The following is a 14,640-nucleotide window of genomic DNA, read 5'->3' as shown; positions in this document are numbered from 1 at the left end:
CTTCGGAGGGAGTTTGTCTGTGACCACAGCCAAGGAAGCGAAAGACTGGGCGTGTGAGCATCTGCGGGGGAACTGCAGCTCGCTGTACACGCCGTTCTCCGGTGTGGACGGTGACGATATCGACTACGAGGCGCTGCGTGCCCTGGTGCGCTACTGCCTGGTGGATCTGGACCAAGACGGTCTCTGGTTGACCGGTGGCATCGCCGAGCTCTGGTCGCTGACCACCGACGAGCTCAAAGAAGTGGTGCGAGTGGCTATCGAGGAGGCACGCCGGGTCAAACCCTCGGCTCTGATCCAGATCATGTCGAGCACCGACACCGCCAAGCAGTGCGTCGAGCTGACCCTGCATGCGCAGGAGTTAGGGGCCGATATCTGCTATATCCTCACCCCGTACTTCGAGTGTTCGGGCAAACCCGGCGTGCTGGAGTACATCCGGTATGTCGCGAATCGCACCGACATGCCTCTGGGTTTCTTCAACTCGCACTCCACCGGCCTGGCGCTCACTCCGGACGAGTGTGTGCAGCTATACCACGAGGTTCCGGCGTTGTGCGGGCTGAAGAACGGGCTCCTCGACGCTCGGCACAGCCTAGCCGTGCACAACCTCGCACCCGAAATGGTGCTGTGGGAGACCCTCGATGAGGCCGGGATCCGGCTGGGTATCCCTCATACCGGGGCGCTGGGCTCGGCGCTGTACCTGTACGAGAAGCCGGGGCAACTGCTTTTTCGAGAGTGGATCGCTCTGCTGGTCGAGGGGGATTTCGAGCGCGCCGAGAAGTTCGCGGCGGAAACCGGACTTTCCGATATGCGTGCGGCGAGCCGCCGCTACCAATCTCACCCCGCCAGGCCGCACGCCTTCACCCATTGGGGTGCCGGGTTCAAGTTCGGCGCCTCGCTGCTCGGGCTCCCGGTCGGCGACTTCCCGCATTCGCGGCCACCGCAGACCGCATTTCCCGATGAACTGAAGGATCCGATCCGTGCCGCGTATGCGGCGTCGGGCTTCATCGAGTCCTGAGAACGGAGCTTGCGCAATGCAGGTCGATGAATTCCGCCACGGTGTGCGAGCGTGGCTCGACGACCACGAGCGGGACGTGACTCCCTCAGCAGATGCGGCCGTCAGTGTTGCCGCCCAGCTAGATCATCAGCGCCGGTTGCAGCGAATGCTGTTCGACGACGGCTGGATGAGGTGGGGTTGGGCGCAGCAGGTCGGCGGGCTCGGGGGCTCGCCGACGCTGCGCGCGGTTCTCGGTGAGGAACTCACAGCCCGGGCTGCGGTCCACACCACCTCATGGTCCATGCACGAAGTGCTCGGCCCCGCCGTAGCTCAGTTCGGAGCACCGGACTTGGTCGCGGAGATCTTTCCGCGACTGCTGCGTGGCGACGAGTTCTGGTGTCAGGGCTTCTCCGAGCCCGAAGCAGGCAGCGATCTGGGATCGTTGCGGACGACCGCGGAATTGAATGGTGACGTATGGGTCGTCAATGGTGAGAAGCTGTGGACCAGCTTCGCACACCATGCGACCCGATGCGTCGTGCTCGCGCGGACCGGCCGGCCGGGTTCACGCGGTATCAGTGCCTTCCTGGTCGACATGAACACACCGGGTGTTGCGGCACGTCCGCTACGGACGATGGCAAGGGTCGAGGAGTTCTGCTCGACCTCGTTCGTCGACGTCGAGGTTCCGGCGCATCGGCTGCTGGGCGATGTCGACGGGGGCTGGAAGGTCGCCCAGCACATCCTTTCCTGTGAACGCGGGGCGATCTTCTGGCAGCGTGGCGCGTGGCTCGGTTATCACTTGGGTCTGCTGCTGGACCGTGCGGACGAGACGGGATCGGCGGCCGCCCTGGGCCAGGCTTTCCAGCTGCTGTGGGCGTTTCGGGCAACTTCCAAGGCCACCCAGGAGCGCATCGCCACGGGGCACCTACCCGGGCCCGAAGCCTCTGTCGACAAGATCATGATCGGCGCCGCGGAGCAGGCTGTGTTCGATACGGCCCGCGAATTGCTTTGTGGTGCAATCGAGTCCGGTGATACTCCGGCGGCGCAGTCGTGGCGTCGCGAGTGGGCCTATGCCCGAGCGGCCACCATCTACGGCGGGACCAGCGAGATTCAGCGAGACATTGTCGCGACCCACTTGCTCGAACTGCCGAGGAGCGCCTGATGGACGACGGCGAAGACGCTCTGACGGCCTCGACCCTGCGCCGCCTGGCTCGGGAGTTCGACGGCCCCGAACTGTCGAAGGCGTTGGCCGAGTTCGGTTTCACCGATCTGATCGCGGCTCACCCGAGGTCGGCGGTATCGGTCCTGTTCGAAGCGATGGGCCGGGCGGGAACCATGTCTACGGCCCTGCAGGACGTGCTGCTGCGACCACTCGCCGAGGCGCTCGGGGACATCGATGCCGACTGTGCCGTCGTGCTGCCCGCCATGGGCGCGGAGTACGGTGGCGAGGCGGTCGGGGACACGATGACCGTGCACGGCGTAATCGTCGGACGCCCGGCCGCTGCACTGTTGGTCCCGGTATTCGCCTCCGGCGCGATCTCGTGGATCCGACCCGTCGACCCGGCTCAGCTGTCCAGGCGGTTGGTCGCGGGATTGGACCCCGCACTCGCGATGAGTGAGGTCGCGGCCGATGAGGTAGCTGCCGTAACCCTGCTGGAAGGCCCTGTCGCACAATCGGTGTGGGATGCAGTGCGTACTGCGGGCAGGCTGGCGCTGGGCTATCAGATCGCGGGTGCTGTCGGTGAGATGATCGATCTCGCCGTCGGCCATGCCCGCGATCGGGAGCAGTTCGGCTCCCCGATCGGAGCCTTTCAGGCGGTGCGCAACCGGCTGGTTGACGCGCACGTGGCCAAGGCCGGTGCTGCTGCCGCGCTCGAGCAGGCATGGCAGGCCGACGACCAGTACCTGGCAGGCATGCTGGCCAAATCTCTCGCCGGACGTGCCGCCCGCATCGCGGCGACTCAGTGTCAGCAGGTCCTCGGCGGAATCGGGTTCACAGCGGACCATCCCTTCCATCGCTACCTGTTCCGAACGACGGTATTGGATTCGGTACTCGGTTCGGCTGCCGAGTTGCCCGTCCAGATCGGTCGCCATCTGGTGTCCGAGACCGGCGCGATACCGCGCTTGGTCGAATTGTGAACGGCCACACGCCGGATCCGGCCGTCCCGGAGGCCGCGGTGCGGGTCGAGCGGGATGGAGCTGTCGCCGCGGTGACTCTGACCCGGCCGGAGCAGGCCAACGCGATGGATGGCGAGATCACCGTCGCGCTGCTGGAGACCTTCCGCTCGCTGGCCGGCGACGAGGAAGTCCGGGCTCTGGTGCTCACCGGTGCGGGAACGGTTTTCAGTGCCGGGGGAGCGGTCGACACCATTCGGGCGATGCGCGACGACGCGCGTTTTCGCGGCGCTGTGCTGCGGGCACATCAGGAGCTGTTCTGGACGATGACTCGACTGCCCTTCCCGACGGTCGCGGCGGTCAACGGGCCCGCTGTCGGCGCGGGGAGCACGGTCGCGCTGCTGTGTGATCTCGTCGTGATGTCGCCGGAAGCGTACCTGCGCGATCCGCGCGTGTCGCTCGGATTACTGGACGGTGCGGGCGGATTCGTGCTGTGGCCGTTATTGACCAGCCTGTCGGCGGCGAAAGAGCACCTACTGCTGGGCAGCAAGGTGACGGGTATCGAGGCACACCGGCTGGGGTTGGCCAACCGGGTTGTTCCCGCACCGGAGGTGCTCGCCGAGTCACTGCGGCTGGCGCGGTCTCTGGCCGCGTTGCCGCGCGCGGCGGTGCAACAGGCACGACGCCTGCTGAACATCCACATCGACCGGGCCGCGCCGATGCTCGAAGAGTGTGCGCTGGCAGAGTACGCCTGCTTCGACACCCCGGAGCATTACCTGCTGCTCGAGGAACTGAGCAGCACATTGGCCGAACCGAACGCGAAGGAGTCATCATGAGTCCGGCCCAGTCTGTCGCAGACGCCAGGGTCGCGCTCGTCACTGGCGGCACCAGGGGGCTCGGCCGGGCGGTGAGTGAACGACTCGCCACATCCGGTATCCGCGTGGCAGCGGCCTTCGCAAACGATGTCGACGCCGCAGAGGCTTTGTGTGCGGATTGCCGGGCTGGCGGCGGGATCGTCACCGTGCATCACGCCGATGTGGCCGACCCGGGCGCATGTCGCAGATTGGTCGGCGAAGTACTCGCCCGGCACGGACGACTCGACTATCTCGTGAACAACGCCGGCACAGTGATCGAGCGCCGTTACGCCGAGGTGACGGCCGAGAACTGGGACCGGCAGGTGGCAGTGAATCTGTCGGCGGCGTTCTTTCTCACCCAGGCCGCGCTCGAGCCGATGTCCGCTCAGCGATTCGGCCGGGTGGTCAACATTGGCTCGGTCACCGCCTCGATGGGCAGTCCGGTTCAAATCCCTTACGGCGCTGCGAAAGCCGGTCTCGTAGGATTGACCCGGTCGGTCGCCCGCGCGGTCGCCCGCAAGGGCGTAACCGTCAACTGCGTGATTCCGGGAAGTTTCGACACCGATCTGGCCACCGCCCTCACCTACACCGACCGTGATGCCGTGACCTCGATGATCCCGATGGGGCGGTGGGGGCGGCCGGAGGAACTCGCGCACGCGGTGTGTTTTCTGCTGGACGACCTGGCTTCCTATATCACCGGTGCGATCGTCACCGTGGACGGTGGAATGAGTATGGGCGGATGACGCGAAAGCCATTGCGGCTCACCGCCGCTGACATCGTTGCACCCGGCGTACCGGCACATCTGCGTAGGGAGTACCGGCGGCAGGGCTACCTCACGGATCTGACGCTGAGCGCCGCGCTGGTGCGGACGGTGCGACAGTGGCCCGCCCGGCCGGCGATCATCCAGGCCGGACAGATGCTCACCTATGCCGAACTCGGCGAGCTCGTCGAGCGCGCGGCGGCATGGCTGGCCGGGACAGGGGTGCGACAAGGCGAGGTGGTGTGCTGGCAGACCCCCAACTGGTGGGAAGCTCAGGTCCTGGGCTTGGCGATCTGGCATCTCGGCGCGGTGAGCAGTCCGATCGCCCCGTTCTATCGCGAGCACGAACTACGCCAGGTGATCGAGCAGGTGTGCCCGGCGGCCGTTATCGCGGCCGAGTCGTTCCGCGGGTTCGCGCACGCGGAAGCCTTCGACGACTTGCTGGCCGATGCCGGGTTCGGTGCGATCCCGAGGATCGTGCTGCGCGGATCCCGGCCAGGATGGACGCCTTTCGACGAAGTCGTCTCCACCCAACGGCAGAAGGCGTCGTCGAAGATCGGTGCGGGCGAGCCCGCCCTGGTGTTGTTCACCTCCGGCACGACGTCGAAAGCCAAAGCCGCAGTGCACTCGTCGCAGACGCTGCTTGCCGAGACCCGGCAGCTTGCCGACGCGTGGGGGCTCGGCTGTCGGGATGCCGCCTACATGGCCGCGCCGCTGCAGCACATCACCGGCGTGCTGAACGCGATGACGATTCCACTGCTCGTGGGCGCACGTACGGTGCTCTCCGACCGATGGGACGCCGAACAAGCAGTGCAGGACATGATGCGTCACCGCGTGACCTACTCTGCCGGCGCGACGGTCTTCCTGCAGGAATTGACCGACGCCGCGTGCAATGCCGGAATCCACCTGCCCTTGCGGATGTTCGCCTGCGGCGGCGCCCCGGTGCCGCGCACTGTCATGGAACGCAGTGAGGCACAAGGTATCCCGGCCGCACGGGTCTACGGCATGACCGAGTTGCCCACGGTGACGGTGATGAATCGGGGACATCGGTTCGATTTCCGTGCTGAAACCGACGGCGCTCTGGCGCCGGGCGTGGAAGTACGGGTGGTCGATGACGATCCCCCCTCCGGCCGTCTCGTCCGCGAAGGCGAGCTGCTGGTGCGCGGCCCCGAGCGGATGCTCGGTTACCTCGACCCGCAGGCGAATCGCTCGGCGCTCAACGCGGCGGGCTGGTTCCGGACCGGGGATATCGGCGTTATCGACAGCCGGGGTCTGGTCACCATCACCGGGCGTGTGAAGGATGTCATCAACCGTGGTGGCGAGAAGTTTTCGGCACGTGAAATCGAGGACCTGCTGGCGGCGCATCCGGGGGTGAGTCAAGCAGCGATCGTGCCAGGACGCGACGCGCGCTTCGGTGAAGTCCCCGTCGCGTTCGTGGTGCTGTCAGCCGCGGTCCGAGTCTCCGTCGACGACCTCGCCCGGCACCTGCGTCTCGCCGGTCTGGCTGTCCAGAAGAGTCCGGTCGCTTGGCATTTCATCGATCAGCTGCCGATGACCCCATCGGGCAAGGTCAAGAAATTCGAACTCGTCCGAATAGTGGACGGCACGGGAAGGGCCGGATGAACCTCACTCGTTTTCGCACCATGCTCGACATCGGACGCGACGATTCCGGGCGCGTGGTGTTGCCAGTGCTCGATCGGGATGCCGAACGCGTCTTCGGCGGACAACTGCTCGCTCAGCTGATAACCGCCACACAGAGGGATTCCGGCAAGACTGTGAAGTCGCTGCACGTGGCATTTCCCCGTGCGGCCCGCGGGATACGCCCGCTGTTCCTGGACATGGAGGCCACCCACGACGGCCGCTCGCTCGGCCACCGGCGCGCGGTGGTCTGGCAGGACGATCCCGGTGGCCGCCGGGTCGCGGTGACTGCCTCGATCCTCCTGGATCACCCCGACGAAGGTTACGACCATCAATTCGACCCGGCTGCTGTCGGCGACCCGGCGGCCGCCACACCGACCGACATCCCCGTGGTGCCGGGGGAGGCTCGGATCATCAGCGAGACGGGACTCTACGACGCGAGAACCGCGCCCGCCGAGTTTGCCTTCTGGATGCGGTGTGCGGACTTCACCGACGAAGTGCTGGCGAAACCCGTCGTCGCCTACGTTTCGGACTGGCCATTGATCGGCACCCTGCTCAAGCCTGTGACCGGAGTCAGCCAGGTCGATGCCCATCGCCGAGTCGAGACCGGTGTGGTCACGCACTCGATCTGGTTCCATCAACCGTTCGATGTATCCCGGTGGTTGCGGGTGCAGGTTTGCGGGCAGCGCCTGGTCGGTGGTCGTGGCTTCGGCACCGGCGCGGTCTACACCGAGGCGGGGACGCTGGTGGCGTCCTTCGCCCAGGAGAGCGTCATCAGAGAATCCACCGTGTGAGGAGACAGCAATGACCGCAGAGCATTTCGTCCGGTACGAGGTCGACGACCGGGTGGCGGTGATCACCCTGGACCGGCCAGGCGCCGCCAATGCCCAAACTCCCGGCATCCTGGCCGACCTGGATGACGCGTGGCGCCGCGCCGAGGACGATCCGGTAGTTCGAGTCATCGTCCTGACGACTACCGGGAAGCATTTCTCCGCCGGGCACGACATGTCCGGAAACGATCCCTCCACCGACGAGCGCAGCCTCGCCCCGCGGCGAGTAGACGGCAAGCTCGTGGCCGAAGACTACTACGACTGGGAGACCAGGGGGTATCTCGGCTATGCCAGACGCTGGCGTGACATTCCGAAGCCGAGCATCGCCGCGGTCCAGGGCAAATGTATCGCGGCCGGGCTGATGCTGTGCTGGCCTTGCGATCTGATCGTGGCGGCAGAGAACGCGCAGTTCTCCGACCCGGTCGGCCTGCTGGGCATCATGGGTGTGGAGTATCACGCGCATACCTGGGAACTGGGGGCACGCAAGGCCAAGGAGATGCTGTTCACTGCGGGCTCGGTCAGTGCCGAGGAGGCGCTTCGCAGCGGTATGGTCAATCATGTCGTTCCGCTGGAACAGCTGCGGGAGTTCACCATTGCGCTGGCACACCGGGTGGCGCAGACCGATCCCTGGGCGCTGCGGATGGCCAAGCGCGCGGTGAACCAGACGCTCGACACCCAAGGCTTCTCGACCGCGATCGCCGCATGTTTCGATATACACCATCTCGGCCACACCAGGGCGCTGGCGGCTACCGCCGGGGAGACCGTCGTCATGGCGGATCTGGAACGGATGAAGGCAGCCGGCCGGGCGGGCCGGTGAGCGTCTTCGACTCGCCGGCCGAGTTGTCCGAGTACGTCGGACGCACCCCCGGTGTCAGTGATTGGGTGACCATCGACCAGACGTGAATCAACGATTTCGTGCGTTATCGGCAGTGACCTTTCGGGCACGCGAATTACCCTGTCCCCCAGGGATTTTATTAACCTGGGGGACAGTGCAATTGGGATGACGGTACGGATTCGGGATCATCCGGCGTTCAGAATGCGGACCAGCGCCTGCCGGTCGACTTTCCCGGTAGGGAGCATGGGCAGATCTTCCTCGCCGAGTACGCGCACGACGGTGGGGACCTTGAACGACGACAGGTTCCGCCGTGCGTAGGCAATGACGGCATCGACCGAGAGTTCCGCACCGTGGCTGGGCACGACGACGGCGGCCACCACCTGTCCGCGCACCGGATGCGGTAGATCCACCACGAAGCTGTGCAGGACCTGGTCCATCGCGTCCAGCACGGATTCGACCTCGGCGGGCGAGACGTTCGACCCCGCGGTCTTGATGAGCGCGCTCGCACGTCCTGTGAAGTGCAGGTGGCCCCGCTGGTCGAACCAGCCGCGATCGCCCGTCGGATACCAGCCGTCGGCGGTGAGGACCTCATGTCGTTCGCGCTTGTAGATCCGGTCCATCAATACCAGACCGCGAACGTGGATCTCGCCTTCCTCGCCGGACGGGAGTACACCACCGTCCGGGTCGACGATGCGATGCTCGACGCCGGGCAGTGGTATGCCGAACGAGCCGCGTAGCTCCGGGGGGAGCGGGGTGTCGGGAACCTCCGCCATCGTGTGCGGGCCGCCCGTCTCGGTCATACCCAGCATGTTGGGCATGAGGTCCGGTTCGGCAGGACGCCGCTGTGGTGGGAGCGCCTCCAGGAGTGTGCCCCCGCGGACGCTCGACAGATCGAGGGTGTCGAAATCGGGATGGTCGGCCATCGCCTTGCTGGCCTGCGGCCAGCACGAAATGAACGTCGCGCGTTCGCGTTCCAGCAGTTCGAGTGTCTTGCCCGCCTCGAAGACGTCCTGGGCGAGAATGGTGGCGCCGGTCGACAGGGCCTGCAAGACGACCATGGTCAGGCCGCCCACCCAGAAGAAGGGCATGGGCGAGTAGATCCGATCCGTCGCCGACACCCCGCGATGCCGGGCCAGCAGGTAGGCGTGTCGCACCAGGCCGGCGTGGGTGTGCACGATGGACTTGGGCAACGCCGTCGTCCCGGAGGTGGTCACCAGTACCAGATCGTCGGCCGGCCGGACTTCCCTCTCGGCCGAATCAACCAGGGAGGCATGTGCTTTCGTGGCGTGCGGCCACGCCGATGCCCACGGCCGGTCGCTCGAGGGCCACACATGGATGCGGCGGAGATACGGTGTCTGCGGCACGGCGATCGAGGGGCCGCCGTCGGCCAGGCCGGGTAACGCGTCCTGCAACCGTTCGACCAGGTTGCGTCCGGCGATCGCTTGCCCGGTCAGCAGCACCTGGGTGTCGGTGTGCCGGAGCAGGCGGGCCAGTTCCGCGCCGGGCGCGAAGGTCGACAGCGGCACCGTGAGCGCGCCGATACGGGCCGCCGCCAGCCAGGCCACCAGCCATTCGGTGCAGTTGGGGAACAGGATCCCGACTCGGGTGCCCTTTCCGACACCCGAGGCCAGCAATGCCTCGGCGAGTTCCAGGGAATCGCGGTCGGCCGTCGCGAAGGTCAGTCGCTGCTGGTCTGTCACCAGGAACTCACCGTCTCGATCGGCGCGCCGGGCCGCCAGCAGTTCCGGGATGCTTCCCGGGACGCCCTCCGGCACGGCAGTATTCGGGGCAGCCATCAGCCGACGTGCATCGGGACGTGCGAGTAGCCGGCCACATTGGACATTGTGACCCGCCGTATGCCGTCCCTGTCGATCTCGAAACGAGGCCATCGCCGCCGGAGTTGTTCGAAGGCGACACGGCTTTCCAGGCGGGCCAGCCAGGATCCCAGGCAGCTGTGCGCGCCGTACCCGAATGCGACCGTGGTGTTGCGGCCGCGTGTGATGTCGAAGCGGTCGGGCTGGTCGTAGGCGCGGGGGTCCCGGCATGCCGCACCCGTGACCAGCAGCGTCGGTGAGCCCTCCGGAATCGTGGTGCCGGCGACCTCCACATCGCGGGTTGTGAATCGCCCCTGATACTGCGACGGCGGATGTAACCGCAGGGTCTCCTCGATCGCCGCCGGAATGAGTTCGGGATCGGCAAGCAGCAGCTCCCACTGGTCGGGGTGATCATGAAACGCGACGACGCCGTTGCCGATCAGCTTGGTGACGGTCTCACTGCCCGCCGCCGCCACCAGTACCGCGAAGGTGGCGATGTCGTCGTTGGTGAGCCGGTGGGTCGTACCTTCGTCGTCTTCGTAAGTCGCCGCGATCAGCCGGCTGATGATCAGCTCGTCGGGGGAGGACCGTTTCACCCGGGTCAGCTCGAGCATGTATTCGTGCATCGCGAGCGAGGCGTTGAGCCCGGTCTCGGTGACGTTCGGATTGTTCGGCTCGCGGTGCAGGAAATCGTCGGTCCACAGCCGGATCTGCTGGCGTTCCCCCTCGGGCACGCCGAGCATCGAGGAGATGATCTCGACCGGGAACAGCGCCGCGAAGTCGGCCACGATATCGAAGTCGTCCTTGCCCGCCAGCTGATCCAGGTAGGCCGTGACGACCTCGACCACGAGTGGTTCCAACTCGGTGATCGCGGCCCGCGTGAACACCGGGCGGACCAGCTTGCGCAGCCAATCATGTTCCGGCGGGTCCATGATGATCAACATGTTCGTGCTGTAGCGAGCACGCAGTGACAATGCGTCCAGGGTGACGCCGTAAGCGCTGCTGAAGGTTTCCCAATCCCGATGTGCGGCAACGACATCGTCGTGTCGCGACAGTGCATGGAAGTTCCATTTGTCGTTGTAGTACACGGGCGCTTCGTCGCGCATCCAGCGGTAGGTCTCGTACGGATTGTCGAAGAACACATCCGAGTACGGGTCGAACTCCACCGAGGTACTCCCTTCGGGCAGCGCCGTCGCCGGCAAGTCGTCGTTCACAGGCATCTCAGGCGCCGACCCGCATCAGCTCCGACAGCGTGCCGCCCATGACCCGGGCCAGATCCTCTTGCGGGAGTTCGCGCTGGCGGTCCACGTAGCTCAGAGGGTCGGCCAGGCCCTCGGGGTGCGGATAGTCCGATCCGTAGAAGATGTGATCGAGCGGGACGAGTTCGGCGAGTTCACGTACGTCCTCCTCCCAGAAGGGATTGAAGTAGACACAACGCCGGATCGCATCCAGGGGATGTTCGCCGTAGAGCTGCGGCATCTTCTTGTGCGTCTCCGACAGAGTCTCGAAAAGCCTTGGTACCCAGTTTGTTCCGTTCTCCACCATGGCGACGCGCAGATCGGGGAAGCGGGTCAGGGCACCATGGCAGGCGAAGGCGGCCACGGCGTCCTCGGCCGGGTTGCGAGCCAGGCCGTAGTAGGACCGGAACGGGGCAGGCTGGAACGGCAGGAATTCGCGGTCGCCCTCCCATTCGTTGGAGTACCGGGAATAGCCGCTGTCGGATGCGTGCATGACGACGAGAACGCCGGTCTCGCACACCCGCTTCCAGAACGGGTCGAATTCGGGAAGGGCGAAGGACCGCGAGCCGTGCAGTCCGGAAGCCGGCGCGGGGCGCACCAGAATTGCGCGGGCGCCGCGTTCCACCACCCAGTTCAATTCGTCGATGGCCTGCTCGACGATCGGCAGGGTGACGATCGGTGCGGTGAAGATCCGGCCCTTGTAGTCGAAAGACCATGTCTCGTGCAGCCACTGGTTCAGGGCGTGGATGATCGCATGCGTTGCTTCGGGATACGCGCGGAAGCGTTCTTCCACCAGGCTTGCCAGCGTCGGGTACATCATCGACTTGTCGATGCCCTGCTCGTCCAGCAGCGCCAGCCGGGGCCCCGGCTCGCGGAACGCGTCGATCGACGGGATCGCCTTACCGAGAATTTCGCGAAGGGTCTTGCCGTCGGGGTTGCCCTTGCTGAAGAACTCCTCTTGAGCGCCCGGCGCGGCCACCCGATCGAAGGTCGGGTTGGGGATGTAATCACTGATCTGCCCAAGGGTGGCGATCTTCGTCCGCCCGTCCACCTCGACGTATCGGATCGCGCCCTCGTATTCGGGCGGCAGAAACTTCGTCAGGGCATCACGGGTCTCATACAGGTGATTGTCACCGTCGAAGACCGGAAATCCCACTGAGTGCGCCATCGGAATCCTCCTCCTATCTGCTACTTCGCCCGCGAAGTACAGCTGTTTGTACGAATCACTGTAACAGTTAATACATTCTATGAGAATACACTTACCGTCAGATGTGTAGCCGTATACGCTCTGCTGGGTAATATCGTTCTCGATCATCAGTTCAGGAGGGCTAGGGTGGATCTGCGCTTGACCGACGAACAAGCGGCTGTTCGCGATACCTTCGCGGCCTTGTTCCAACGCGAGGCAACCCCGCGGCGTGTCCGAGAAGCCGAGCGAACCGGCTGGGACGCCGAGTTCTGGCGCCGGTACACCGAACTGGGGGCGTTGGAAATCGGCGTGCCCTCCAGCCTGGGCGGTGGCGACGGGGGCCTGTTGGAGCTGGCGCTGGTCGCCGAGGAAGCCGGCCGACGAGTTGTTCCGATTCCGGTCGTCAGGCCGGCCGTAGCTGCCCGATTGCTCGGACGGGTGGGAGCGAAAGAACTGCTGGCGACGGTGCTGGACGGGACACACCTGGTCTCGGTGGCCACCCATCCCGGCTCGGTGGCTCGGCAATTGCTCGTCGACGGAGCGGTGGCGGATGCGGTGCTGACGCTGGACGACGGATACCTCTGTCACCTCGCCCGCCCCCCGGAACAGCGAGCGGTTCTGCGGCCGAACGTCGGTAGCCTCCCGATGGCGCACTGGACCGCCACCGGCGTCAGCACGACACTCGCGACAGGACCGGAAGCCGAGCGGCTGTTTGCTGTCGCCCTCGACGAAACTCGGATATTGACCGCAGCGGCCCTGGTCGGGTTGGCGGAAGAGTCCGTCGGGATCGGAGCGCGCTATGCATCCGTTCGCCAGGCCTTCGGTCAGGCGATCGGGATGTATCAGGCCGTCTCCCATCCTTTCGCCGATGCGGTCGCCGCTGTCGACGGTGCCCGGCTGTTGGTCTGGAAGGCCTGCTGGGCGCTGGATTCAGGACGACACGACGGGCCGGAGCTGGCCGCCATGGCCTTCGTCTTCGCCGCCGAGACGGCATACGACGCCGCCGCACACAGTCTGCACGTGCATGGCGGGTACGGATTCATGGAGGAATACGACATCCAGCTCTACTACCGGCGGGCCAAAGCCTGGGCTACCGCGTTCGCCGATCCGCGGCGCGAACTGCTGACTGTGGCCGATCGCCGCTTCGAGCCCGCTCGTCGCCGCCTTCCCGCAGGACAGGAGTAGGACCATGGACTTCACCGAACCATCCAACTGGTCGCAAATTCGCAGCGCGGCAGGGGATTTCGTCGAACGCCAGGTCACCCGGGACATGATCGAGATGGAACGCCGCACCGGCGACGGCGTCGCGCGGGAACTGACCCGTAAGCTCGGCGAGCGTGGCTGGGTGGCTCCGACCTGGCCGCAGGCGGAGGGCGGTGCTGGGCTGGATCTGTTCGAAGCCGGAGTGCTGTCGGACACGCTACGACGCGGTGGTGTCCCCACGACAGGTCACGGCACGACCATGCTGCCGGCCAACGCGATCAGGGCACTCGGCTCCGCGGAACTGAAGCAACGAATCCTGCCGGGCGTCGCGGCGGGGGAAATTCTGATCTGCCTGGGCTACACCGAACCCGCGGGCGGCTCCGACGTTTTCGCCTGCGCCACCAGGGCTGTCCGTGACGGTGACGACTGGGTCGTGACCGGTCAGAAGATCTTCACCACCTTCGCGCACGTCGCCGACTACTGCTTTCTGCTCACCCGCACGCAGCCCGGATCGGTGGGTACGCGCGGATTGACGATGCTCTTGGTACCACTCGACTCGCCCGGTATCGAGATCAGGCCGGTGCACACTATCGGCCACGAGCGCACCAACATCGTGTTCTACAACGAGGTGCGGGTGCCGGACGCGAACCGCGTCGGCGAGGCCGACCAAGGGTTCACCGTGATGCGGGTGGCGTTGGAGGCCGAGCAGAATGTCGCACCCACCTCGCGGACCGGCCAGGTTGCCGCCGATGCGCTGGAGTTCGCGCGGACCCACCAGGGGCCCGACGGCGCCGAACTCATCGCCGAACCCGTGGTCCGAGAACGCCTGGCCCGCATGGCTATCGAGGCCGAGGTTGCCGATCTGCTCAACCTGCGGGTGGCCTTCCTGGACTCGGAAGGAGACAAGCCCGGACCGGTGGCGGCGCTGTGGGGTCCGGAGAGCTATGTGCGGGCATCTGCCGCCGCCCTCGATATCGCCGGTACGGTCGGAATGCTCGACTGGACCGATCCGGAGGCGCCGATCGACGGCGCGCTCGCTGCCCATTACCGTAGTGCGGTCGCCACGACCATCTACGGCGGATCCAGCGAGGTGCTGCGCAGCCTGATCGTCGAGCAGCGGCTGGGGCTGCCACGCAGCCGCCCGCGGCGATAATCCCGCGGGCGGCGAATCGGTAACCG

General features: G+C 65.9%; 13 protein-coding genes. 10 read left to right on the top strand and 3 right to left on the bottom strand.

Annotated features, from left to right (window positions below; all coding sequences use genetic code 11):
* Positions 1-19: 19 nt before the first annotated feature.
* Genes NM2_RS00950 through NM2_RS00915 form a run of 8 tightly spaced genes read left to right on the top strand, consistent with a single transcriptional unit; the run spans position 20 to position 8,002 of the window.
* The gene (locus tag NM2_RS00950) at positions 20-1,012 is read left to right on the top strand and encodes a dihydrodipicolinate synthase family protein (protein ID WP_067662470.1); all 993 of its coding nucleotides are present in this window, start codon (positions 20-22) and stop codon (positions 1,010-1,012) included.
* A gap of 16 nt (positions 1,013-1,028) precedes the next feature.
* Positions 1,029-2,150, top strand: coding sequence for an acyl-CoA dehydrogenase family protein (locus NM2_RS00945; protein WP_067662467.1), 1,122 nt, complete (start codon positions 1,029-1,031; stop codon positions 2,148-2,150).
* Positions 2,150-3,127, top strand: coding sequence for an acyl-CoA dehydrogenase family protein (locus NM2_RS00940; RefSeq protein ID WP_067662464.1), 978 nt, complete (start codon positions 2,150-2,152; stop codon positions 3,125-3,127). Before NM2_RS00945 ends, NM2_RS00940 begins: the two co-directional genes overlap by 1 nt.
* A complete protein-coding gene (locus NM2_RS00935; protein WP_067662461.1) occupies positions 3,124-3,939 on the top strand; it encodes an enoyl-CoA hydratase/isomerase family protein in 816 nt (271 codons plus the stop codon). Before NM2_RS00940 ends, NM2_RS00935 begins: the two co-directional genes overlap by 4 nt.
* The gene (locus NM2_RS00930; protein WP_067662458.1) at positions 3,936-4,700 is read left to right on the top strand and encodes an SDR family NAD(P)-dependent oxidoreductase; all 765 of its coding nucleotides are present in this window, start codon (positions 3,936-3,938) and stop codon (positions 4,698-4,700) included. Before NM2_RS00935 ends, NM2_RS00930 begins: the two co-directional genes overlap by 4 nt.
* Positions 4,697-6,340: an AMP-binding protein gene (locus NM2_RS00925; RefSeq protein ID WP_067662455.1), complete on the top strand. Its 1,644-nt coding sequence runs from the start codon at positions 4,697-4,699 to the stop codon at positions 6,338-6,340. The genes NM2_RS00930 and NM2_RS00925 overlap by 4 nt, the downstream gene beginning before the upstream one ends.
* Positions 6,337-7,149 carry an acyl-CoA thioesterase gene (locus NM2_RS00920; RefSeq protein ID WP_067662452.1) on the top strand — a complete coding sequence of 271 codons (813 nt, stop codon included), beginning with the start codon at positions 6,337-6,339 and terminating at the stop codon, positions 7,147-7,149. The genes NM2_RS00925 and NM2_RS00920 overlap by 4 nt, the downstream gene beginning before the upstream one ends.
* Positions 7,150-7,159: 10 nt before the next feature.
* Positions 7,160-8,002, top strand: coding sequence for an enoyl-CoA hydratase (locus NM2_RS00915; protein WP_067662449.1), 843 nt, complete (start codon positions 7,160-7,162; stop codon positions 8,000-8,002).
* Positions 8,003-8,205: 203 nt separating this feature from the next.
* Here the strand turns inward: NM2_RS00915 and NM2_RS00910 are convergent, their stop codons facing one another.
* From NM2_RS00910 to NM2_RS00900, 3 genes are read right to left on the bottom strand one after another with little or no spacing between them, the layout of a single operon-like run.
* A complete protein-coding gene (locus NM2_RS00910) occupies positions 8,206-9,816 on the bottom strand; it encodes a class I adenylate-forming enzyme family protein (RefSeq protein ID WP_067662446.1) in 1,611 nt (536 codons plus the stop codon).
* A complete protein-coding gene (locus NM2_RS00905; RefSeq protein WP_245717773.1) occupies positions 9,816-11,048 on the bottom strand; it encodes a cytochrome P450 in 1,233 nt (410 codons plus the stop codon). The genes NM2_RS00910 and NM2_RS00905 overlap by 1 nt, the downstream gene beginning before the upstream one ends.
* 7 nt (positions 11,049-11,055) lie before the next feature.
* Positions 11,056-12,240 carry an amidohydrolase family protein gene (locus NM2_RS00900; RefSeq protein ID WP_067662440.1) on the bottom strand — a complete coding sequence of 395 codons (1,185 nt, stop codon included), beginning with the start codon at positions 12,238-12,240 and terminating at the stop codon, positions 11,056-11,058.
* Positions 12,241-12,405: 165 nt separating this feature from the next.
* Between NM2_RS00900 and NM2_RS00895 the strand changes: the two genes are divergently transcribed.
* A complete protein-coding gene (locus tag NM2_RS00895) occupies positions 12,406-13,443 on the top strand; it encodes an acyl-CoA dehydrogenase family protein (RefSeq protein WP_067662437.1) in 1,038 nt (345 codons plus the stop codon).
* A 4-nt stretch (positions 13,444-13,447) separates the two neighbouring features.
* Complete coding sequence (locus NM2_RS00890) at positions 13,448-14,614, top strand: acyl-CoA dehydrogenase family protein (RefSeq protein WP_067662434.1); 1,167 nt, start codon at positions 13,448-13,450, stop codon at positions 14,612-14,614.
* Positions 14,615-14,640 lie beyond the last annotated feature (26 nt).

This window comes from Nocardia miyunensis NBRC 108239, from assembly GCF_001613065.1.
Classification (GTDB): Bacteria; Actinomycetota; Actinomycetes; order Mycobacteriales; family Mycobacteriaceae; genus Nocardia; species Nocardia miyunensis.
This window is presented reverse-complemented; position numbering and strand designations above follow the sequence as displayed.